The sequence below is a fragment of the Caballeronia sp. LZ034LL genome, assembly GCF_031451215.1.
GTDB lineage: Bacteria > Pseudomonadota > Gammaproteobacteria > Burkholderiales > Burkholderiaceae > Caballeronia.
Genome location: NZ_JARUXR010000001.1, coordinates 1437605 through 1459799, shown reverse-complemented (window position 1 = coordinate 1459799; position 22195 = coordinate 1437605). Strand labels below are relative to the sequence as shown.

Sequence of the window (22195 nt, the reverse complement as noted above, 5' to 3'; positions counted from 1 at the left end):
GGTGGGGGGTGGGGCGGGGGGGGGGGGGGGGGGCCCGGGCTCCCGGCGGGCCGCGGGCCGCGCGGCGCGGGGCGCGGGCGGGGCCCCCCCCCCCGACCGTGTAGGCGAGCGTCGTCAGGCGCTGCTTGTAGCGGCCCGGATTGTCGAGATCGAACGCGAGTCCGCTGAAGGACAGATCGCGCGTGACGAAGTAACGAATATAGGCATCGCCTTGCGCGAACAGATAGCCGTTCGCGGCGAAGGTCGGCGGACTGAGCAACGTAGGCGAATCGCCGAGACCGAGCGCGCTCGTGAAATCGACACCCTGGAACACGTTGTAGCCGGGATACCGGACCACGCTATAAGCCAGCGCGTAAGGCAGCGTGAGTCCGTCGCGCAGCGTTTCGAGCGTGTCGATCTGCGCGTCGGACAGACAGCTGTCGCGCAAGGACGGACGCTGCCCGTTCGTGCAGCGCAACGACGCGATGATCTGCGGCTCCAGTTTCCTGCACGCCTCGACATTGCTGACGATGCCATCCGCGGCGCCGTCGAGCTTGTCGCATTCGTGCACGACGGTCTCGAACACGCGCCGCTGCTGCGCCAGTCCGACGAAACCGCCCGGCTTCGCATACGACGACTGGCCGACCTTCACGCCCATCAGCCGCACGCCCGAGAAATTGATCGCAGGCGCGTTGGCGATGACGCCGTCATAGTCGTTCGGAAAGCGCTCAATCACCGTGAAGCCTTCGCGGCCGCCGGTCGAGCCGCCCGCGAAGTAGGTCTTTTCGGGTGTGCGGCCATAGCCCATCTGGATGAGCGCGAGCGCCACGTCGCGGGTTTTCTTCAGATGCCCGAAGCCGAAATTGACGATCGCCTCGTCGTTCACCGCGAAGTCCGCACGCCCCGAGTTGCCCACGTGGCCCGAGTCCGAGCCGAAGGTGGCATAGCCGCGCGCCAGAGGCGTCGAATCGGGCGCGAACGGCATCGGCTCGGTGCCGGACACGATGGTCCCGTTGTAGCCGCCGCCGCCCATCTGCAGCGCGCGGCCGTTCCAGCGGCTCGGCAGGTTCACTTCGAAGCGGATGTCCGGCGTCGTGTCCTGCAGCGCCTTGATGAAGCCGGTGATGCGGCAGTATTCGCCGTTGCGGTTGCCCGGCGCCGCCGCCTTCACGACCCACGCCGACACGATGGTCGCGCCGCGCGTCGGCAGACCGATGATCGATGCAGGCACGTGCTTGCCCTCGAGATCGTCGCAATGCTTGGTCACATAGGCCGCGGCATGCGCGTGACCGAAGGCCGCGAGCATGATCGTCGCGAAGCAGGCGCGCAGGCGCCACGGAGCGGAACAAAGAGAGCGTATAAGGCGGAACACGTCGTGGAGGGGCTACGTCAAACGGCGCACACTATATAAGAACAAATTGTCGCCGGCCATCCGGGACAGCGGGTCGTGACGGCTGCATTACCCGCGTGCCGTTGCCTTGTGCTGGTCATCTGTTCATTCGCCATCCCATTTCCCGCGCAGGTCGCTGTCCTGCAGAAGCTGTAGCAAGGTTTCGGCCGGACGGCTCGGATGTTTCGAGCCGAACACGATGAACTCCACTTCCGGCAACACGGGAAGCTCCGTGCGGTTCACCGGCGGCGCCAGGCCGCGCGCCGCCAGAAAATGTGAGCGGACGGTCAGCCCGAGCCCGCCGCGCGCGGCCGCAATGCATCCCGCGTGACTGCTGCTGGTGCAGACCATCTGCCAGCTCGCGCCCGTCATGGCGAGCGTGTCGAGCACCAGTCCGCGCGTGACGCTCGGCTCCGCCACCAGGATCAACGGCAGCGGCTGGCTCGTATCCACGACAGTGCCGGTCTTCGCGAGCCATTCCAGCCGCCCGGAAAACAGCCGCGTGCCGCGCGGATCGCCGAGCCGGCGCTTGCCGACCGCGAGATCCAGTTCACCGGCATCGACCATCTGATAGAGCCTGCCCGTCATGCCGATGGTGATTTCCAGCTCGACGTCCGGATGGGTATCCCGGAACGCGGCGAGCACGCTGGGCAGCGGCCCGAGCGCCAGATCGTCCGACGAACCCAGCCGCACCCGCCCGCGCAGACGCGGCGAGCTGAACTGCGACTGCGCGTGCGCCATTGCTTCGAGGATGACGCGGGCGTGGATCAGCATGGCTTCGCCGTCCGCGGTGAGCGCCAATGAATGCGTGTCCCGCACGAACAGACGCCGTCCGACACTCTCCTCCAGACGCCGGATGTGCTCCGAGACGCTCGACTGCCGCAGCCCGAGTTGCCGCCCGGCGTCGGTGAAGCTGTGCGACGCGGCCACTGTCGCAAAAGTTGTCAGCCAGACCGGATTGAGCATGCGCCATTGTGATCGCCAAATCCGATTGCAGTCAATGTGGCCAGCGGGCTTCCCGATGACGCCCCGATTCACTAACATGTCACAGTGCGCGCAGAAAGCGGCCTTTCGCCGCCCTTTCGATGACGCGCCGTTTCGGCCTCATCTCCCCACATGACCAGACAGTCTTCGCACACGGCGCTTTTATGGATCGTCGCCGTGGGCTTCTTCATGCAGACGCTCGACACGACCATCGTGAACACGGCGCTGCCGTCGATTGCCCGCAGTCTTCATGCCGCGCCGCTCGCGATGCAGGCCATCGTCGTCGCCTACACGCTGACGATGGCGCTCCTGACGCCCGCCTCCGGCTGGCTCGCGGACCGCTTCGGCACCCGTCTGGTCTATTCGGTATCGATTGCGCTGTTCGTGATCGGCTCGCTCACCTGCGCGAGCGCGCACACCCTCAATCAACTCGTGCTGGCGCGCGTGTTGCAAGGAATCGGCGGCTCGATGCTGCTGCCCATCGGGCGCCTGGCGGTGCTGCGCGCGGTATCGGGGGAAGCCTACGTCTCCGCGCTCGCGATGATTTCCGTCGCCGGCCAGATCGGCCCGATTCTCGGCCCGACGCTCGGCGGCTGGTTCGTCGAATCCTTCTCGTGGCACTGGATCTTCCTCATCAACGTGCCGATCGGCGCGCTCGGCATCTACGCCGTGCAGCGCTTTCTGCCGAACGACGCCGTTCACGACGTGCCGCCGTTCGACTTCGTCGGCTGCGGATTGCTGTCGCTGTGCATGGTGTCGTTCTCGCTGGCGCTGGATTCTCCTGTCGATACGCATCGCGGCGCCGTCTCGGCGGCCCTGTTCGCGCTCTCGATCGTGTCGGCGCTGGCGTACATCCCGTATGCACGCCGCAAGCGCAACCCGCTGTTTCATCTCGGGCTGTTCAGCGAGCGCAACTTCAGCGTCGGGCTGGTGGGCAACCTGGTCTGCCGGATCGGTTCCGCCGCCGTGCCGTTCCTGCTGCCGCTGCTGATGCAGCTCGAACTCGGCTACAGTCCGCTGCACTCGGGCTTGATGATGCTGCCCATCGCGATTGCCGGCACCATCAGCAAACGCTGGATCCCCGGGCTCGTGAAGCGCTACGGCTACGACACCTTCCTGCTCGTCAACACGGCGCTGGTCGGCGCGTCCATCATGGCGTGCGCGCTGTTCTCGCCGTCCCTGCCGCTCGCCGTCGAAATCGCGATTCTCGCGCTGTTCGGCGCATGCAACTCGATGCAGTTCGCCGCGATGAACAGCGTCACGCTCAAGGGTCTGTCGAGCAAGGACGCGGGCAGCGGCAACAGCCTGTTCTCGATGGTGCAGATGCTGGCGATCGGCCTGGGCGTGTCGATCGGCGGCTCGCTCGTGCAGGTGTTCCAGGGACCGTTCTCGACCTCGACCGGCTTTCGCCTGAGCTTCGCGTGCATGGGCATGGTCACGCTGCTGTCGTGCCTCGTGTTCCGCCGGCTCGAAGCGGCGCCGCGCGGCACGCCGCCCGCGACGCCTTCCCCGCGCGCCGGCGCCCGCAACGCCTGAGCATCGGACGGGCTAAGCTGTCGGTCTGATCGAATCATCCATTTTCGGGAGCATCACCGTGCAATACGGCAAATTCGGCAACACCGGGCTCACCGTCTCGCGTCTCACGCTCGGCACGATGACCTTCGGCCTGCAAACCGGCGAAGACGTGTCGCGCAGCATCATGGACCGCGCCGCCGAGGCGGGCGTCAATGTCATCGATACGGCGAATGTCTATCCGCTCGGCAGCAGCCATGATCTCGCGGGCCGCACCGAGGAGATCGTCGGACGCTGGCTGAAAGGACGGCGCGACGACTTCATCCTCGCCACCAAGGCGGTCCATGAGATGGGGCCGCGCGCGTGGCAACAGGGCGCGTCGCGCAAGCATCTGCTCGATGCCATCGATGCGTCGCTCAAGCGCCTGAACACCGATTACGTCGATCTCTACCAGCTGCACAACGACGACCGCAATACCCCGCTCGACGAAATGCTTGAAGCGCTCGACACCATCGTCCGGCAGGGCAAGGCGCGCTATATCGGGGTGTCGAATTTTCTGGCTTATCGGCTGGCGCGTGCGCTGGGGCGCGCGGATGTCCGGGAATGCGCGCGCTTCGTGTCGGTGCAGCCGCGCTATAACCTGCTGTTTCGCCAGATCGAGCGGGAACTGCTGCCGCTCGCGACGGAGGAAGGTCTGGCCGTGATTCCGTACAACCCGCTCGCGGGCGGTCTGCTGACCGGCAAGCACAGCTATGGCGCGGGACCGGGCGAAGGCCGTTTCAGCGACACCGTCGGCAAGGCAGGCGCGATGTACACGCAGCGTTACTGGCACGAGCGCGAATTTCACACGATCAAAACGATCAACGGAATCGTCGCGCCGACGGGACGCTCGCTCGCGAGCACGGCGCTCGCATGGGTGCTGGCGAATCCGGCGGTGACGTCGGCGATCATCGGCGCGAGCCGGCCCGAGCAACTGACCGAAACGCTTGCCGCCGTCGATCAGCCGATCGATCTGGACATCAAGGCCAGACTCGATGAAGCGACGGCCGAATATCGCTATGGCGATGCATTGCGCTGAAGCGCACGCGGCGCGCATTCACAGGCGGGCGGCGCGTGTTCACAGGCGCGCGGTGCGCGCCCGGTAGAAACCTTCCAGCGAATAGAGCGCGAGCGCGGCCCAGATCGCGCCATAGCCGATCAGCTGGTCGCGGCCGAAGAACTCCTGATAGATGGCGACGCCGATCAGCAGTTGCAGTGTCGGCGTGATGTACTGGATGAGGCCGAGCATCGACAGCGGAATGCGCCGCGCGCCGGCCGCGAACAGCAGCAAGGGCACGGCGGTGACGGGGCCCGCCGCGGCAAGCAGAAGCTTCACGCCGGTCGATGCCTGCCCGAAGCCGCTGCCGCCATGCGTGTTCAGAAAAAACAAATACAACAGCGCGACCGGACACAGCAGCATGGTTTCGAGCGTCAAGCCCTCCAGCGCGCCGAGCGAAGCGGTCTTGCGCAGCAGCCCATAGCCGCCGAAGGTCAGCGCCAGCGCGAGGCTGATCCACGGCGGCGCGCCGTTCACCCAGGTGAGCCACACGACGCCCAGCGCGGCGACGGTCACGGCGACCCACTGCACGGGCCGCAGCCGTTCATGCAGGAAGGCCATGCCGAACAGCACGTTGACGAGCGGATTGATGAAGTAGCCGAGGCTCGCCTGAACGATGCGGCCGTCGTTGACCGCCCAGATATAGATGCCCCAGTTCGCGGACAGCAGCACGGCGCTGGCGGCGAAGCGCGCCAGCAGACGCTTGTCGCGCAGCACCGGGCCCAGCCATCGCCATTGGCGGCGCAGGGTCATCACGACCAGCAGGAAGAGCATCGACCACGCCATCCGGTGCGCCAGCATCTCGATGGCGCCGATGGAGTGCAGCGCCTTGAAGTAAATCGGAAACAGCCCCCAGATGGCGAAGGCCGAGAATGCGTAGATGACGCCTGGATTCATGATTCGATGCGTTGCGCGGAAGCAGAGCGAGCGGTTCTGTCGGCTTGCCGTCGGACGGAAAGCGATCCGCAAGGATTGGAAGCCGGATTTTAGTCGACAAGCAAGCTTGCGCTCCAGCAGCATTTGCCGGGTTTGGTAAATCTTTCCGAACGATTGGCGGTTTGGGCGTTCGAATCAACGCATCCGGAATCAAACCCGCGGCAAGGCAGCGTGGCCCGTTTCTTGCTTATGGCATGCCTTTTGGCGTAATCGCTCTGCCCTTTGGTCACACGCTCGCGAATGAACAATCACACGACTCACCAGAACTTCTTCCACATCCTGCTGTTCGTCGTCACGGTGGCGCTCGCCTGGGTGTTGCTGCCGTTTTTCGGCGCCATCTTCTGGGGGGCGATTCTCGCGATCCTGTTCCAGCCCATGCAGCGCTACCTCGCCGCGCGCTTCGGCAAGCGGCGCAACCTCGCCGCGCTCACGACGCTCGCCGCCGCCATCCTGATCGTCATCATTCCGCTGGCGGTCGTGATGGTGACGCTGGTGCAGGAAATCGCGCTGGTCTACGCGCGCATCAAGAGTGGCGATCTCAACTTTGGACTGTATTTCCAGCACGTGCTGCATGCGCTGCCGACGTCGGTGCAGCAACTGCTCGGGCGCTACGGGCTGGACGATATAGTCGGCGTGCAGCGCAAGCTCATGGAAGGCGCGACCCAGATCAGCCAGTTCGCGGCGGCGCAGGCATTGTTGATCGGGCAGAACACGTTCCAGTTCGTCGTGAGCTTCGGCGTGATGCTGTATCTGGTGTTCTTCCTGCTGCGCGACGGTGGCGAGATCGGGCGGCGTATCCGTCGCGCCATTCCGCTCGATGCCGAGCCGAAGCAGCATCTGATCGCCAAGTTCACGACGGTCGTGCGCGCGACGGTGAAGGGCAATATCGCGGTGGCGGCGGTGCAGGGTCTACTGGGCGGGTTGATCTTCTGGATCCTGGGCATCAGCGGCTCGTTGCTGTGGGGCGTGCTGATGGCGTTTCTGTCGCTGTTGCCGGCGGTCGGCGCGGCAATCGTGTGGGCGCCGGCGGCGATCTACTTCTTCATGACCGGACAAGTCGTCAAGGGCTTGATCCTCGTCGTGTTCTGCGTCGTGGTGATCGGGCTCGTAGATAACGTGTTGCGGCCGATTCTGGTCGGCAAGGACACGAAGATGCCCGACTGGGTCGTGCTCATTTCCACGCTGGGCGGGATGGCGTTGTTCGGGATCAACGGGTTTGTCATCGGGCCGCTGGTCGCGGCGCTGTTCATGGCCGCCTGGGATCTGTTCTCGCAGGATGAGGCGGGGGCGTAGGCACCGATTACCTCAGCGGTAGCCTGGAGGTCGTGTTGCGAAGGTCATCGGCGCGTGCGGTGTTGAGCGACGCCATGCATGAGAGTCGCCCGATGTCGTGAGCGTTGCCGGCTGCGCCGCCGCTGAGGGACGCGATCAGGCTGCATTGTGCCGTGCGATATTGCCTGAAGGCGTGGTTTGCCCGCACGAGATTCTCCTGAGCGGTTCGAATGTAGCGGTCGTCTTCGTCCCATCGCGACAGAGCCCGGGCGGCATCACGCTCGGCGTTGGCCAGCTTCGACTCGCTTTCAGCGGCTTTGGCGGCGAGGCAGTCCCGCATTCCCGCTTGCGAAGCGTCACTGCACGCCAGGCGCAAATCGTGGTCGCTTTGAACGGCAGCCAGCGGCGCTGTTGAGATGAACGTCGAAACGATTGCCGCGGTCAACGTGGAGCAAACAGATATTTTCGGGTGCATTTGTCCGGGCGTTCGGCCGTATGAATCCGGGATCGCCGCGTCGGTTGCAGCAACGGATGCGGTGATGCCGCGTTCGCCTCATCCTGACAAAGAATGCGTGCCTTGTTCACCCGATTGATCCGAATTCTCCGGAACGCGTCTCTTGCAGGCCGCAAATAAAAAGCCGGCTTTACTTGCGTAAAGCCGGCTCTCGTTGAACAGTAACCAAGGCTGTCAGCGCCCCTCCGGCGCCGTATACCGGCACTCGAACCGCTTCCTCACCGTCCCGTTCTCATCGACGCTTTCCAGATACACGTCGAACTGCCACAAGCGCGCCATGTGCTTGAGCACTTCGTCGCTGTCGTTGGACAGATGGCGGTTATCGGTCATGAAATGCCGCAGCGTCAGACTCCGGTCGCCGCGCGTATTCACCGAATACACCTGAATGTTCGGCTCGCGGTGATGAATGTCGTATTGCCTCGACAGCGCCTGCCGCACATACCGGTAGCCGCTGCCATCGTGAATCGCCGAGACCTCGAGCGCATCGCGCATGTCGTCATCGAGGATCGCGAACAGGCGCATCTCGCGAATCAGATGCGGCGACAGATACTGCGCAATGAAGCTCTCGTCCTTGAAGTTGCGCATCGCGTAGTGGAGCGATTCCAGCCAGTCGCTGCCGGCCAGTTCCGGAAACCATTCGCGGTCTTCGTCGGTGGGGTTTTCGCAGATGCGGCGAATGTCGCTCATCATCGAAAAGCCCAGTGCGTACGGATTGATGCCGCTGTAGTAAGGCTTCGTCACCGGCGGCTGATACACGACGTTCGAATGCGAATGCAGGAACTCCATCATGAAGCCGTCCTCGAGACGGCCTTCGTTGTAGAGCGTGTTGAGCAGCGTGTAGTGCCAGAACGTCGCCCAGCCTTCGTTCATGACCTGCGTCTGCCGCTGCGGATAGAAATACTGCCCCACCTTGCGGACGATGCGGATCACTTCCCGCTCCCACGGCTCCAGCAGCGGCGCGTTTTTCTCCGCAAAGTACAGCAGGTTTTCCTGCGGCTCGGGCGGATAGCGGCTCTCGTTTTCCTCGGCGGTTTGCTCTTTGCCCTTCGGCAGCGTGCGCCAGAGTTCATTGACCTGCGACTGCAAGTACGCCTCGCGCTCACGCCGCATCGCGGCTTCCTTCGCCAGCGAAAGCTTCTGCGGACGCTTGTAGCGGTCCACGCCGTAGTTCATCAGCGCATGACATGAATCCAGCAGTTCTTCCACCCGATCCAGCCCGAACCGCTCCTCACATTCCGCGATGTAATTCTTCGCGTACACGAGGTAATCGATGATCGCGTGCGCGTCCGTCCACAGGCGGAACAGATAATTGCCCTTGAAGAAGGAGTTGTGCCCGTACGCGGCATGCGCGATCACGAGCGCCTGCATCGTCATGGTGTTTTCTTCCATGAGATACGCGATGCAGGGATTCGAATTGATGACGATTTCGTACGCGAGGCCCATCTGCCCGCGCCGATAGCCTTTCTCGGTCGAGAGAAAGTGCTTGCCGAACGACCAGTGCCGATAATTCACCGGCATGCCGACGGACGCATACGCGTCCATCATCTGCTCGGAGCTGATGATTTCCAGCTGGATGGGATAGGTGTCGAGCCCGTAGCGATTGGCGACGCGGGAGATTTCGGCGTCGTATTCCTCGATCAGCTCGACGCTCCAGTCGGACGGGCACGGCAGCGGCCGCCGTTTCTCTGCAACATTCATCCTGCTTTCCTCGTGCGTCGCCGCGGACGCGTTGCGTTGCCAGGCGCGGGTCCGGCCGGGAAAACGACGATCGCAATACGATCGTCCGTGCCTTCCCGCCGAACCGCGCGACTCGATTCGCGTGATGCCGCGGATTACGCCGCGGCTTGCTGCTTCTCGAACAGTTCGCGGAACACCGGGTAGATATCCGCGGCCGAGTCCACCTTCTTCATCGCCAGTTCGGGCGCTCCGAGCGCGAGCTGGGCATATTCCAGCCAGAGATTCTGCTCCTCTGGCGCAACTTGAATATAGGCAAAATACCGTACCTTCGGCAGGATGTCTTCGGCCAGCAGCTTGCGGCACTTCGGCGAGTCGTCGGTCCAGTTGTCCCCGTCGGAGGCCTGCGCCCCGTAGATGTTCCATTCGGACGGCGAATAGCGTTCGTCCATGATCTTCTTCATGAGTTCGAGCGCACTGGACACCACCGTGCCGCCGCTTTCGGTGGAATGGAAGAAGGTGTCCTCGTCCACTTCCTCGGCGCGCGTATGGTGCCGGATGAACACGACCTCGATCTTCTCGTAGTTCCGCTGGAGGAACAGATACAGCAGGATGAAGAAACGCTTGGACAGGTCCTTGCGCTGCTCGTCCATCGAGCCGGACACGTCCATCAGGCAGAACATGACGGCCTTGCTCGACGGCGTCGGCTGCTTCACGCGGTTGATGTAGCGCAGATCGAAGGGATCGATGAACGGAATGCGTGTGATCCGGCCCTGCAGGATCACGATCTCCGCTTCGAGCCGCGCGATCTCTTCCTTGTCGCCCTTCTCTTCCTTCAGTTGCTCCAGCTGGCGCTCCATCTCGCGCAACTGCGCCGACAGCGGAAAGCCGAGCGCGATGCGACGGCCCAGCGCGCTGCGCAGCGAACGCACCACATCGATGTTGTTCGGCGTGCCTTCCGCCGCCCAGCCCGCGCGCACGTTCTTCCAGGTAGGCACGGCGAGCAGCTGGGTCTTGACTAAGCGCGGCAGTTCGAGATCGTCGAAGAAGTACTGCATGAACTCTTCGCGCGACAACTCGAAAACGAAGTCATCCTGCCCTTCGCCCTCGTTGCTGGCGCTCTTGCCGCCGCCGCCCGCGCCGCCCGGCGGACGGGGAATCTTGTCGCCGCGAATGTAGTCGGCGTTGCCCGGATGGACGTACTCGCGCTTGCCGCCCGGTCCATGACGGAACGACGGCTCGGAGATGTCCTTCTTGGGAATGGTGATGCTCTGGGTGCTTTGAATGTCTTTGATACTGCGATCGCGCACCGCGTCGGATACCGCGCGGCGAATGTAACTCTTGACGCGTCGCAGAAAGCGCTCGCGGTTGGCGATGCTCTTGTTCTTGCCGGCTAACCTGCGGTCGATGATTTGGTGCAGCACATCCAGTCTCCCGCGTAATGGGCGAGATGGCGAGGCGCTGCGTGAGCCTTCCAACGGTCGCAGCGTCTCTGACTCGCAAACTGTCCACTGAGCGGCCGGCGCAAGCTTCACGCCCGTACGGCCAGTGACATCATAACTCCCGCGCTGCGCGGGACCGAAAGCGGACGCAGGCGCCCGTTCCGGCCGATCGGCGCGCACCCGTCAAGCTGACCGGCGCGCACCTTCCTGCCTTACATCATGACGACTTGCGCACGCGCAGATACCAGTCGCACAGGAGCCGCACCTGCTTCGGCGTATAACCCTTGGCGACCATGCGATTGACGAAGTCCTCATGCTTGCGCTGCTCTTCGGCCGAGCCTTTCGCATTGAACGAAATGACCGGCAGCAGTTCTTCCGTGTTGGAGAACATCTTCTTCTCGATCACGACGCGCAGTTTCTCGTAGCTGATCCACGCGGGATTCTTGCCACCATTGGCTGCGCGCGCGCGCAAGACGAAGTTCACGATCTCGTTGCGGAAGTCCTTCGGGTTGCTGATGCCCGCCGGCTTTTCGATCTTCTCCAGTTCGGCGTTCAGCGCCGCGCGGTCGAAGCTCTCGCCGGTGTCGTGATCGCGGAACTCCTGGTCCTGGATCCAGAAGTCGGCATACGTCACATAGCGGTCGAAGATGTTCTGTCCATACTCCGAATATGATTCGAGATACGCAGTCTGAATCTCCTTGCCGATGAACTCGGCATAGCGCGAAGCCAGCACGTCCTTGATGAACGACAGGTACTTCTGCTCCGTTTCCGGCGGGAACTGCTCGCGCTCGATCTGCTGCTCCAGCACGTACATCAGGTGCACCGGATTGGCCGCGACCTCGGACGAATCGAAGTTGAAGACGCGCGACAGGATCTTGAACGCGAACCGGGTGGAGACGCCGGTCATGCCTTCGTCGACGCCCGCGTAATCGCGATATTCCTGATACGACTTCGCCTTCGGATCCGTGTCCTTCAGGTTCTCGCCGTCATAGACCTGCATCTTCGAGAACAGGCTGGAATTTTCCGGCTCGTGCAGACGCGTGAGCACGGCCATCTGCGACATCATCTTGAGCGTGCCCGGTGCGCAGACCGCCTCGGCCAGGGACGAATTGCGCAGCAGCTTCTCGTAGATCTTGATCTCTTCACCGTAGCGCAGGCAGTACGGCACCTTGACGACGAAGATCCGGTCCAGCAGTGCTTCGTTGTTCTTGTTGTTGCGGAACGCCTTCCACTCCGACTCGTTCGAGTGAGCGAGGATGACGCCGTCGAACGGGATCGCACCGAAGCCTTCCGTGCCCTTGAAGTTGCCTTCCTGGGTGGCGGTCAGCAGCGGATGCAGCACCTTGATCGGCGCCTTGAACATTTCGACGAATTCAAGCAGGCCCTGATTGGCGAGACACAGGCCGCCCGAATAGCTGTATGCGTCGGCGTCGTCCTGCGAATAGGTTTCGAGCTTGCGGATATCCACCTTGCCGACGAGCGACGAGATGTCCTGATTGTTCTCATCGCCCGGTTCGGTCTTGGCGATGCCGATCTGGCGAAGGATCGACGGATAGCGGCGCACCACGCGGAACTTGCGGATGTCGCCGTTGTACTCATGCAGGCGCTTGACGGCCCACGGCGACAGGATGCTTTTCAGGTAGCGGCGCGGGATGCCGTATTGCTCTTCGAGCACCGGGCCGTCTTCGTCATAGTCGAACAGGCCCAGCGGCGATTCATTGACGGGCGAACCCTTGATGGAATAGAACGGGACCCGTTCCATGAGCTGCTTCAGTCGTTCGGCGATTGACGACTTGCCGCCGCCCACCGGACCCAGCAGATACAGGATCTGCTTCTTCTCTTCCAGACCCTGGGCCGCGTGCCGGAAGTACGACACGACGTTCTCGATCACTTCTTCCATTCCGTAGAACTCGCGGAACGCCGGGTACACCTTGATGACCTTGTTTGCAAACACACGCGATAAACGCGGGTCGAGGCGAGTGTCGACCATTTCCGGTTCCCCGATGGCCGTCAACATGCGTTCGCCCGCTGTTGCATATGTGGCAGGATCATCTTTGCAGAGCGCGAGATATTCTTCGAGCGAGAACTCCTCCTCGCGTGTTTTTTCGAAGCGGGTCGCGAAACTGCTGTAGATATCCATGCTACCTCCTCGCCGAAGTCAGAAAGCTATGCCGTGCGCAACGCGCGTAATCGAAACGACATCGCCTGAAATCATCCTAAACCCTTTCGAATTTTTTTTCACGCACTTGCGTTGTTCATTTGCTTCGCAGAATTACTAGCTTGGTGAGTCATTTTCGTTCACCTACAATCATCATCCCAATGTCGCGCATGTGCCTATCCTCTTGCTCGACGCGCCCCCTGCCTGTTCGCTTCCCCGCGCTCTTTTGCACATCGTCACAGCGCTTCTCCGCCATCCTTTTTCAGCCGTGTCCTACGCATCTCCCATCACTTACGCAGCGTCTTTGTGTACGGATGCAAAACCTGCAACGTTCGCGATAACCGTTCCGCACGCAGGGTGATTGCCCGATGATGAAACGCTTCATGCGAGCACCAGTTCGAGCTCGCCGATGCGATCGATCGAGCCATGCAGCATCGCCGGTCCATCGACGCGATAGGCGCCCGTGTACGAGCCCGTCGTGATGGTCCAGAACGGCTCGACCGTCAAACCCATGCGCGAGCAATGGTTGACGAGCCAGAGCAGCAGCTCGCGCGGATCGCCCGCCGGATTGCCGAGCGCCGCGGGCGCAATCGACATGCCGTCGAGCGTGAGTTCTATGCGCGGTGCAAGAAAGTCGAAGCCGGGTGCGACGATGTCGTAAGGCTCCATTGCCGAGACCACGAGCGCGCCGTTGTTCTGCGAATCGGCGAGCTGCGCGAGCGGGTCGAGATTGGGCCACTGCGTGAAGCGGCTGTCGACGACTTCGAGCGCCACCGCGATCCCGCCGATAGCCCCCAGCACCTCTTCGCGCGTATAGGGTTCGCTGCGTGCCGGCAGCGAATAGGCGAAGCGAAATGCGATCTCGAGTTCGACCAGCACGCGGAAGAACGATTCGAACGACAGCCGGGCCGGCGAGGCGTGGACCAGCGCGGCGTCGATGGGCGCGCCGTTGGCCAGCGCGTCCGGCGCACGCGCGCCGATCTTCCAGGCGCCGATGCGTGCTTCCGTTTCGCGCAGCATCTCGTGCTGGATGGCGTAGGCGGTGGGCGCGTCGGCGGGAATGTCGGCGGGCTCCAGCACCTCGATCAGCCGATGCTGGCGGCGGGCTTCCGCAAGCTTCGCAGCGAGTGTCGATCCGGTCATGTCGATATCCTCGTTATGGGCGGTCACGCATGCTCACCAGTGTACGGGTTACCGGTTCGACATGGCTGGCGCGTGACGCGATGTCCCGAGGCGCCGGCTCCGGCGTGCTTCAGAACGTCTGCCAGTCGCCAGCCGTATCGGTAGTGACCTTTGCCTTGCGCACCGGAGCGGCCGTCGGTACGAACTTCGCTGCAAGCTTCGGCGCGGGTGGCGTCACCGTCCTGGTGCGCGGCGCGACGAACGTCGGCTGAGCAGCAAGCGGCGCGCCTTCCGCCACCTGGAACACCGCCACGGCCTGTCGCAGGCGCGCGGCCTGATCTTCCAGCGATTGCGCCGCGGCCGCCGCTTCCTCGACGAGCGCGGCGTTCTGCTGCGTCACCTCGTCCATCTGGGTGACCGCGCGCGACACCTGCTCGATGCCGCTCGACTGCTCCTGCGACGCCGCCGCGATCTCGCCCATGATGTCGGTCACGCGCTGCACTGCGCCGATGATCTCGGCCATCGTGCGGCCTGCTTCGTCGACGAGCGCGGAGCCGGTCTGGACCCGCGCGACGGAGGTGCCGATCAGTTCCTTGATTTCCTTCGCCGCCGCCGACGAGCGCTGCGCCAGGCTGCGCACCTCGCCCGCCACGACCGCGAAGCCGCGTCCTTCCTCGCCGGCGCGCGCCGCTTCGACCGCCGCGTTCAGGGCCAGGATGTTGGTCTGGAACGCAATCCCTTCGATGATCGTGATGATGTCCGCGATCTTCGACGAGCTGCCGTTGATCTCGCGCATCGTGTCGACCACCTGGGTCACGACGGCGCTGCCCTTGCCCGCGATCGCCGACGCGTTCGCTGCGAGCGCGCTTGCCTGGCGCGCGTTGTCGGCGTTCTGGCGTACCGTGCCGGTGAGCTCTTCCATGCTGGACGCGGTTTCCTGCAGCGCGGACGCCTGTTCCTCGGTGCGCGAGGACAGATCCGTGTTGCCCGCCGCGATCTGCTGCGTGGCGGAGGCGATCGACTCACTGCCCGAACGCACGCTGCGCACCGTGTCGAGCAGGCTGGCGCGCATTCTCGCGAGTCCTTCGAGCAACTGGCCCATTTCGTCGCGCGACGTCACGACGACTTCGCGCCGCAAATCGCCGGCGGCGATGGCGTCGAAATGGCCGAGCGCGGCTTCCAGCGGGCGCGCGATCGCGCGCCGCAGCGATACCCACGCGAACGCGGCCGCCGCGACGCCGAGCGCCAGCGCGCTCAGGCTCAGCGCGCGGAACCACAGTAAGCGGTTCTGCGCGGCTTCGTAACTCTGCTTCGAGGATTCGGTGAGGAATGCGCGCAGGGCTTCGTTGGCTGTCGCGAGTTCGTTGTAGGTGACCTGCATCGCCTTGGCGCTGGCGATGATGGCGTCGTGATCGTTCGCCATGACGGCCGCCACGCCGCGATCGACGATCCCTTGCAGCGCCAGGCGCTTGTCCTGCGCGGCGTCCGCGAGACGTTTTTCTCCCGGCGAGAGCGGCAGCGAGGTGTATTGCTTCCAGTAGGCGTCGGCGCGGTCGCGCATCAGGCGCGATCGTTCGACGGTGGACGCGACTTCCGGCGTGCCCGCCAGCAGCGCGGCGCGATCGAACACGAGACGCTCGCGCGCCGCGTACATCTCCGCGTTGCCGACGGCGATGGCGGCAGGCATCTGCACGGAATACGTGGCGAGGAACGCGCCGTTCGAGTGGCTCATGCCGATGAGCCCCAGCGCGCCGATCGCGATCAGCAAAGCGCCCAGAAACGCCATCGCGATGCCGAGGCGCGCCTTGATCGTCAAACCCTGTTTCATTGAGTGGTCCCCGTGCCGCTCGAAAGCGGTTTGCCCGGCCGCTTGACGGCGGGTGCGTGCGGGGTTGGCCGCTGCGCCCGGGAAGCGCGCGCGGCCGATGCGCGCCCTCTTGACCGTTCCAGACGTAAACGGCGTCAACGCGTGGCCACTTGAGGAGATTGTTTCGCCCGAAAACAAAACGGCGCGTTAAAACGCGCCGTTTTCAGCAAATACTGAAGAATTATGCGGAAATTTCGCTGCGGTGCGGAATCGATGGCTGCGCGCCTTCGCGCGTCACTGCAATCGCCGCGGCCCGCTGACCGAAGGCAATCGCATCGCGCACCGCCGTGCCGCGCGCCAGTTCGGCTGCAAATCCGCCGATGAAGGTATCGCCGGCGGCGGTGGTGTCGATCGCCTCCACGCGCGGCGAAGCGAGATGGACGCCCGCTTCGTCCTCGCCGTCCAGCAGCGCGAGCACGCCTTCCGAACCGAGGGTCACGATCACATTGCGCGCGCCCTTGGCCTTCAACGTCTGCGCGGCGCGGCGCGCGTCTTCCGGCGAGTTCACCGCGACACCCGAAAGCGTGGCGGCCTCGTGCTCGTTCGGAATCAGATAGTCGATCAGCGGAAACCAGTCGGGCGGCAGCTTGCGGGCGGCGGGCGCGGGATTGAGGATGGTCGTGCGGCCCAGACGACGGCCGGCGGCGAGCGCGGCGCGCACGGTCTCGAGCGGCGTTTCGAGCTGGCACACGATCAGGTCCGCCCCGGCGATCAGCCGCTCCTGCGCCTCGATGCTCGCCGGCGTCACGAGCGCATTGCTGCCGGCCACGATGACGATGGCGTTCTGGCTGGCATCGTCGACGACGATCAGCGCCACGCCCGTCGATGCCTCGGCGCTCGTCGCGAGCGCGCTGCAATCGATGCCTTCCGCTTCAAGACTCTGCTTCAGGATTGCGCCGTTCGGGTCGTCGCCGACGCAGCCGATCATCGCGACCTGCGCGCCCAGGCGTGCCGCGGCGACCGCCTGATTGCCGCCCTTGCCGCCGGCGACCTGCGCGAACGCGTGGCCGGCGAGCGTCTCGCCCGGCTTCGGCAGACGCGGCGCGCGCGCCACGAGGTCCATGTTGAGACTGCCGACCACGGTCACGCGCCCGGTCTTGTTCGTATCGCCTGCTTTGGCGCTTTCGCCCATCATGCTTCCCTGGTTGACCGGCGTGGCCGGCTGATTCAGGCCCGGACGCTGCGCGATTCCGGCACCACGGCCGTCGATTCGCGGCGCACCAGGCGCGGCGGCACCACGCGGCGGCGCGTCGTACCGGTAAGCTTGCCCGTGATGCGTTCGATCAGCGTCTGCGCGGCCATCTCGCCGAGCGCGCGGACCGATTGCCCGACCGTCGACAGCGCCGGGTACGTGTAGCGCGACAGCTCGACATCGTCGAAGCCGATGATCGAGCAGTCGGTCGGCACGTTGATGTGACGTTCGGCCGCCGCCCGCAGCGCGCCGATGCCCATCATGTCGTTGCACGCGAAGATCGCGGTCGGCTTCATGCGGTCGAACAACTGCGATGCGGCAGCATAACCGCCGGTCGCCGAAAAGTCGCTCTGCTGGATCGCGTGCGGCTCGATTTCGATGCCGCGCTCGGCCATCGCGCGGATGAAGCCGTGCAGGCGCATGGCGGACACGGCGGTTTGCACGGGGCCCGTAATGCAGCCGATTTCCGAATGCCCGAGCTGCAGCAGATGCCGGGTGGCGAGATACGCGCCTTTTTCGTGATCGATCTGGACGAGGTCGGATTGCAGCCCCTCGATGTTGCGATCGACGATCACGAGCGGCTCGCGCGCGCCCGCGAGACATTGCGCCAGCACCGAATCCTCGCCCGCCGAAGCAATCACGAGGCCGTCGATGCGCTTTTCCTGCAGGACGCGCAGATAGCTGCGCTGCTTTGCGGGGTCGTCGTCGGAGTTGCAGAAGAACACGCAATAGCCGTTCTTCGCGCAGCCGTCCTCGACGCCGCGCGCGAGTTCCGCGAAATACGGATTCGTCGCGTTCGGCACGAGCAGGCCGATGGTCGCCGTCGAACGCGCCTTCAGCGAGCGCGCCACCGCCGACGGCACGTAATCCAGCTCACGGATTGCCCGCTCCACCTTCGCCCGCACGTCGGCCGAAACCGGCCGTGAATTGTTCACTACGTGGGATACCGTCGTGAACGACACCCCGGCAATGGCTGCCACGTCTTTGATCGTCGCCATACATCGTCCTTCGCTTTGCTTTGGTCCAACTGCTCTCTTATTGGTCGTAAGGCGGGCGGCGCCGGCTGTTTCCAAGACTGCTACTGCTGCCTGCGCCGCACTGCTTCCCCGCGCCCTGCCTGCTTTCCGTCACTTCGTGTCACTTCGCCGGCGCCGCGTGCCTGACTACGCGCACGTTTGCTCGCGCCGGTGCTGCCGTTTCCGGCCAGGGCCGCTTCTCCACCCCGTGCGGAGCGCGCGCCGTCGCCGTCCTGCTTATCATGCCTTACTGCACTTGCCTCACACGCGCTTGCGGCGGCTGCGATAGGTGTCGAGCACCACCGCCACCACGATCACCGCGCCCGTAATAATGCGCTTGGTCGGCTCATTCGCGCCGATTTGCGCCAGTCCCGCCGCGAGCACCGAGATGATCAACACGCCGAAAAAGGTGCTGATGACCGAGCCGCGCCCGCCCATCAGGCTCGTGCCGCCGATCACCACCGCCGCGATCACCTGCAGTTCCACGCCGGCGCCGGCGTTCGGATCGGCGGCCTCCAGACGCGAGATCTGGAACAGCGCCGCCAGGCCCGACAAGGCGCCCATCAGCGCGAACACGATCACCTTGTAGGGCCGTGGATTGACGCCAGCGAGCCGAACGGCTTCCTCATTCGTGCCTATCCCTACCAGATATCGGCCAAAAACCGTCCGAGTCAAGACCAGATGCGCAATTATCATCACGGCGACCGCAATCAGGAACGCCGGCGAGATGCCGAAAGCGATCGGATTCGACAGGAAATCGAACGCATCGCCAATGTACGCCGTGCGCGAGTTCGTCATCTGATAGGCGAGTCCGCGCGCGCCTTCCAGCACGCCGAGCGACACGATGAACGACGGAATCCGCCATGCCACGGTCACGAGTCCGGTCACCGCGCCCGTCAGCGCGGCGGCCGCGAGCCCGATCAGCGCGGCCGGAATCGCCGGCCAGTGCCACTTGAGCGCGGCCACGCTGACGACCGATGCGCCCAGCGCCAGCACCGAGCCCACCGAGAGATCGATGCTCGCGATGATCAGCACGAAGGTCATGCCGACCGACATCACGACCAGATCCGGAATCTGGTTGGCGATCGTGCTGAACGTGTCGTAGGTCAGGAAATGCGAACTCAGCACGGAAAACAGCGCGATCATCGCGGCGAGCGCACCCGCCAGACCCAGGTAATTCGACAGCCCCAGCCGCGTGCCGACGCCTTTCGTGCTCTTCGGTGCATCGGCTGGAAGGTTCGCTTCGCTCATTCAATGCTCCACGTTGTCTTCGGGCGCCTTCGCGTCGGGCGCGATCGGCTCCTGCAGCAGCGCCTCGCGCCGCGCGTAGCCGGAGAACGCCGCCGCCAGCAGCGCGTCCTGCGACCAGTTCGCGCGTTCGAACACGCCCGTCATGCGTCCCGCCGACATCACGCCGATCCGGTCGCAGATCAGCATCAGTTCGCGCAGGTCGCTCGACACCACGACCAGCGTCCGGCCTTCGCGGGTCAGCGCGCCCATCAGGCCGTAGATGTCGAACTTGGCGCCGACGTCGATGCCGCGGGTCGGTTCGTCGAACAGCAGCACCGGGCAGTCGCGCGCCAGCCAGCGGCCGATCACGACCTTCTGCTGATTGCCGCCCGACAGTTCCGACACCGCCTGCGCCGGTCCCGAGGTGCGGATGCGCATCGCCTCGATCTGGCGTTGCGCAAGCGCCGCTTCCCGGCGCGTGTCGACCACGCCGTGACGCGCCACCGCACCGAGATTGCCCAGTGAAACGTTCGCGGCGATGGGCAGGCTCAGCAGCAGCCCTTCGCCCTTGCGGTCCTCCGTGATCAGCGCGATGCCCGCCTTCACTGCATCGGTCGGCGACTGCACGTTCACGCGCCGCAGCGGCTGCCCGGCCCGCGCCACCGACACCTGGCCCGCGTCCGCGCGATCCGCGCCGTAGATGAGGCGCATCAGTTCCGTGCGGCCCGCGCCGATCAGACCGCTCACGCCGAAGATTTCGCCGGCGCGCACTTCGAACGACACTTCGCGCACCACCGTCCCGCGCGTCATGCCTTCCACTTTCAGCGCGACGTCGCCGATGCGGCGTTCGCCCAGATCGATGCGCTCGCCGATCTCGCGTCCGACCATCAGCGTGACGAGCCGGTCGCTGGTCAGCTCGGCCATCGGCCCGAGATGCACGAGACGGCCGTCGCGCAGCACGGCGGCCCGCTCGGCGATGCGCCGCAGTTCTTCCAGCCGGTGCGAGATATACACGAGCGCGACGCCGCGTGCCTTCAGCCGCTCGACCTGCTCGAACAGCAGGTCGACTTCGCGCGCGGTGAGCATCGCGGTGGGTTCGTCGAGGATCAGCACGCGGCAATCGCCGATCAGATTGCGCGCGATCTCCACCATCTGCTGATGACCGATGCCGAGGCTGCCGACCAGCGTGTCCGGATCGATGGCATCGAGCCCGACCTGCGCCATCGCGTGACGCGCGTCCTGCGCGAGCGTGCGCCGGTCGATCCAGCCGAAGCCGCCCTTGCGCGGCAAGCGGTTCAGAAACAGGTTCTCGGCGACCGACAACGTGGGCAGCAGGTTCAGCTCCTGCATCACCATGCGCACGCCGAGCGCTTCGGCATCGGAGCGGCTGCGCGGCGCGTAGGGCTGGCCCGCGAGGGTCATGGTGCCGGTGGTCGGGTCCGTGAGTCCGCCGATGATCTTCGACAGCGTGCTCTTGCCCGCGCCGTTCTCGCCGGTCAGCGCGAGCACTTCGCCCGCGTTCAGCGACAGCGACGCGTCCGCCAGCACCGGCTCGACATAGGTCTTGCCGATGCCCGTCACCGTCAGCACGTTCGCGCCGCTTGCGTCGCTTGCGTTGCTTGCGTCGTTGGATGGGCTCATGACTGCTCCTCAGGCACGCCGCGCGCAGTCTGACGGCACGTTCGCCTGAAACATATCGGCACGGCGGCGGCAAACTTGAGGCGGATTTTGAGGCCGATTGAACGCGAAACGGCGCTGCCGCCGCCGTTTCGCCGCCGACGCAATCGCGTCACTTCGTGACGAGATCGACGGGCGTCTCCACCACCTGCGACAGTTCCGACTGCTTCTTGTGCTCGGCAATCGCCTTCAGCGCAACGTCGATGCCGAACACCGCCTGCTTCGCGGCGTACTGGTCGGCGGTGGCGAGCACGCGGCCGTCCTTGAGCATCGGCTTGATCGCGCCGATGTTGTCGAAGCCGACCACCTGCACCTTGCCGGCCTTGCCCGCCGCGCGGATCGCGGAGACCGCGCCGATCGCCATGTTGTCGTTGTCGGCGAGCAGCGCCTTGACGTTGGGGTTCGCATTCAGCATCTGCCCGGCGACGGCATTGCCCTTGTCGATTTCCCATTCGCCCGATTGCAGCGCGACGATCTTCATGCCGCCGGCGTCCATCGCGTCCTTGAAGCCGGCGCTGCGCATCTGCGAATTCGTGGTGGTGGTCACGCCTTCGATGATCGCCACTTCATCGCCCTTCTTGAGGCGCTGCGCCAGATAATCGCCGACCTTGCGCGCGCCCTTGCGGTTGTCCGGGCCGACGAACGGCACGTTCAGGTCCTTCGACTTGAGCACGTCGGGGTCGAGCCGGTTGTCGATGTTGACCACGATGATGCCCGCATCCGTCGCCTTCTTGATGACCGGCACGAGCGCCTTCGAATCCGCCGGCGCGACGACGATCGCGTTCACCTTGGAGACGATCATCTGCTCGATGATGCGGATCTGCGCGGCGGTGTCGGTCTCGTCCTTGATGCCGTTGGTGATGAGATCGAACTTGGCGGGGTTGTGGGCCTGATAGTCCTTCGCGCCGTTTTCCATGGTCAGGAAGAACTCGTTGGCGAGCGACTTCATGACGAGCGCGACCTTCGGCTTGCCCGCCGCCTGTGCGAACGCTGAAGTGGATGCAAACGGCAGGACGGAACAGGCAGCGAGCGCGACGGCAGCCGACAGGACACGCCGGCGAAAAGTTCGGTTCATGCGGATCTCCAGTGCTTTGTTCTGGTTTGTCTGGTTTGAGCGTGAAGCGGCGAACGCAG

The 22195-nt window shown here is 64.5% G+C and carries 17 protein-coding genes; 3 read left to right on the top strand and 14 right to left on the bottom strand.

Annotated elements, in window-relative coordinates:
* On the bottom strand, nucleotides 1-1285 hold a 1285-nt coding region (locus tag QCE83_RS06735; RefSeq protein WP_404984229.1), incomplete at its 3' end, for a tannase/feruloyl esterase family alpha/beta hydrolase.
* A gap of 189 nt (nucleotides 1286-1474) precedes the next feature.
* Entirely contained in the window at nucleotides 1475-2335 is an 861-nt protein-coding gene (locus QCE83_RS06730; protein WP_309808284.1) for a LysR family transcriptional regulator, read from the bottom strand.
* Nucleotides 2336-2485: 150 nt separating this feature from the next.
* On the opposite strand from QCE83_RS06730, the gene QCE83_RS06725 reads away from it, so the two are divergent.
* Together QCE83_RS06725 and QCE83_RS06720 are read left to right on the top strand one after the other, a co-directional pair.
* Complete coding sequence (locus QCE83_RS06725; RefSeq protein ID WP_309808283.1) at nucleotides 2486-3889, top strand: DHA2 family efflux MFS transporter permease subunit; 1404 nt, start codon at nucleotides 2486-2488, stop codon at nucleotides 3887-3889.
* 58 nt (nucleotides 3890-3947) lie between these two features.
* Nucleotides 3948-4943: an aldo/keto reductase gene (locus QCE83_RS06720; RefSeq protein ID WP_309808282.1), complete on the top strand. Its 996-nt coding sequence runs from the start codon at nucleotides 3948-3950 to the stop codon at nucleotides 4941-4943.
* A 39-nt stretch (nucleotides 4944-4982) separates the two neighbouring features.
* On the opposite strand, the gene rarD is transcribed toward QCE83_RS06720, so the two are convergent.
* Nucleotides 4983-5858 carry an EamA family transporter RarD gene (rarD, locus tag QCE83_RS06715; protein WP_309808281.1) on the bottom strand — a complete coding sequence of 292 codons (876 nt, stop codon included), beginning with the start codon at nucleotides 5856-5858 and terminating at the stop codon, nucleotides 4983-4985.
* A gap of 279 nt (nucleotides 5859-6137) precedes the next feature.
* On the opposite strand from rarD, the gene QCE83_RS06710 reads away from it, so the two are divergent.
* Nucleotides 6138-7190: an AI-2E family transporter gene (locus QCE83_RS06710; protein ID WP_309808280.1), complete on the top strand. Its 1053-nt coding sequence runs from the start codon at nucleotides 6138-6140 to the stop codon at nucleotides 7188-7190.
* A gap of 7 nt (nucleotides 7191-7197) precedes the next feature.
* Here the strand turns inward: QCE83_RS06710 and QCE83_RS06705 are convergent, their stop codons facing one another.
* From QCE83_RS06705 to QCE83_RS06655, 11 genes are all read right to left on the bottom strand, one after another.
* Nucleotides 7198-7644 carry a lysozyme inhibitor LprI family protein gene (locus QCE83_RS06705; protein ID WP_309808279.1) on the bottom strand — a complete coding sequence of 149 codons (447 nt, stop codon included), beginning with the start codon at nucleotides 7642-7644 and terminating at the stop codon, nucleotides 7198-7200.
* Nucleotides 7645-7857: 213 nt separating this feature from the next.
* Complete coding sequence (locus tag QCE83_RS06700) at nucleotides 7858-9381, bottom strand: SpoVR family protein (protein ID WP_309808278.1); 1524 nt, start codon at nucleotides 9379-9381, stop codon at nucleotides 7858-7860.
* A gap of 134 nt (nucleotides 9382-9515) precedes the next feature.
* Complete coding sequence (locus QCE83_RS06695; RefSeq protein ID WP_309808276.1) at nucleotides 9516-10781, bottom strand: YeaH/YhbH family protein; 1266 nt, start codon at nucleotides 10779-10781, stop codon at nucleotides 9516-9518.
* Between the two features lie 235 nt (nucleotides 10782-11016).
* Nucleotides 11017-12939, bottom strand: a complete 1923-nt coding sequence (locus QCE83_RS06690; protein ID WP_309808274.1) for a PrkA family serine protein kinase — start codon at nucleotides 12937-12939, stop codon at nucleotides 11017-11019.
* Between the two features lie 399 nt (nucleotides 12940-13338).
* Nucleotides 13339-14100, bottom strand: coding sequence for a hydratase (locus QCE83_RS06685; RefSeq protein ID WP_309811518.1), 762 nt, complete (start codon nucleotides 14098-14100; stop codon nucleotides 13339-13341).
* Nucleotides 14101-14209: 109 nt separating this feature from the next.
* Nucleotides 14210-15907, bottom strand: a complete 1698-nt coding sequence (locus QCE83_RS06680; protein ID WP_309808273.1) for a methyl-accepting chemotaxis protein — start codon at nucleotides 15905-15907, stop codon at nucleotides 14210-14212.
* 220 nt (nucleotides 15908-16127) lie between these two features.
* Nucleotides 16128-17078 (bottom strand): ribokinase, encoded by a 951-nt coding sequence (gene rbsK / locus QCE83_RS06675; RefSeq protein WP_309811515.1) that lies wholly within the window; start codon nucleotides 17076-17078, stop codon nucleotides 16128-16130.
* A 35-nt stretch (nucleotides 17079-17113) separates the two neighbouring features.
* On the bottom strand, nucleotides 17114-18136 hold the full coding sequence (locus QCE83_RS06670) for a LacI family DNA-binding transcriptional regulator (RefSeq protein ID WP_309808272.1): 1023 nt from the start codon (nucleotides 18134-18136) through the stop codon (nucleotides 17114-17116).
* Nucleotides 18137-18415: 279 nt separating this feature from the next.
* Nucleotides 18416-19405, bottom strand: coding sequence for an ABC transporter permease (locus QCE83_RS06665; protein WP_309808271.1), 990 nt, complete (start codon nucleotides 19403-19405; stop codon nucleotides 18416-18418).
* Complete coding sequence (locus QCE83_RS06660; RefSeq protein WP_309808270.1) at nucleotides 19406-21025, bottom strand: sugar ABC transporter ATP-binding protein; 1620 nt, start codon at nucleotides 21023-21025, stop codon at nucleotides 19406-19408.
* 148 nt (nucleotides 21026-21173) lie between these two features.
* The gene (locus QCE83_RS06655; RefSeq protein ID WP_309808269.1) at nucleotides 21174-22136 is read right to left on the bottom strand and encodes a sugar ABC transporter substrate-binding protein; all 963 of its coding nucleotides are present in this window, start codon (nucleotides 22134-22136) and stop codon (nucleotides 21174-21176) included.
* Nucleotides 22137-22195 lie beyond the last annotated feature (59 nt).

Excerpts from the sequence above, each read along its gene's own strand:
- QCE83_RS06665 (WP_309808271.1), bottom strand. The coding sequence starts at position 19,405 with ATGAGCGAAGCGAACCTTCCAGCCGATGCACCGAAGAGCACGAAAGGC.
- QCE83_RS06700 (WP_309808278.1), bottom strand. The coding sequence starts at position 9,381 with ATGAATGTTGCAGAGAAACGGCGGCCGCTGCCGTGCCCGTCCGACTGG.
- rarD (WP_309808281.1), bottom strand. The coding sequence starts at position 5,858 with ATGAATCCAGGCGTCATCTACGCATTCTCGGCCTTCGCCATCTGGGGG.
- QCE83_RS06690 (WP_309808274.1), bottom strand. The coding sequence starts at position 12,939 with ATGGATATCTACAGCAGTTTCGCGACCCGCTTCGAAAAAACACGCGAG.
- QCE83_RS06660 (WP_309808270.1), bottom strand. The coding sequence starts at position 21,025 with ATGAGCCCATCCAACGACGCAAGCAACGCAAGCGACGCAAGCGGCGCG.
- QCE83_RS06685 (WP_309811518.1), bottom strand. The coding sequence starts at position 14,100 with ATGACCGGATCGACACTCGCTGCGAAGCTTGCGGAAGCCCGCCGCCAG.
- QCE83_RS06705 (WP_309808279.1), bottom strand. The coding sequence starts at position 7,644 with ATGCACCCGAAAATATCTGTTTGCTCCACGTTGACCGCGGCAATCGTT.
- QCE83_RS06730 (WP_309808284.1), bottom strand. The coding sequence starts at position 2,335 with ATGCTCAATCCGGTCTGGCTGACAACTTTTGCGACAGTGGCCGCGTCG.
- QCE83_RS06670 (WP_309808272.1), bottom strand. The coding sequence starts at position 18,136 with ATGGCGACGATCAAAGACGTGGCAGCCATTGCCGGGGTGTCGTTCACG.
- QCE83_RS06725 (WP_309808283.1), top strand. The coding sequence starts at position 2,486 with ATGACCAGACAGTCTTCGCACACGGCGCTTTTATGGATCGTCGCCGTG.
- QCE83_RS06710 (WP_309808280.1), top strand. The coding sequence starts at position 6,138 with ATGAACAATCACACGACTCACCAGAACTTCTTCCACATCCTGCTGTTC.
- rbsK (WP_309811515.1), bottom strand. The coding sequence starts at position 17,078 with ATGGGCGAAAGCGCCAAAGCAGGCGATACGAACAAGACCGGGCGCGTG.
- QCE83_RS06680 (WP_309808273.1), bottom strand. The coding sequence starts at position 15,907 with ATGAAACAGGGTTTGACGATCAAGGCGCGCCTCGGCATCGCGATGGCG.
- QCE83_RS06655 (WP_309808269.1), bottom strand. The coding sequence starts at position 22,136 with ATGAACCGAACTTTTCGCCGGCGTGTCCTGTCGGCTGCCGTCGCGCTC.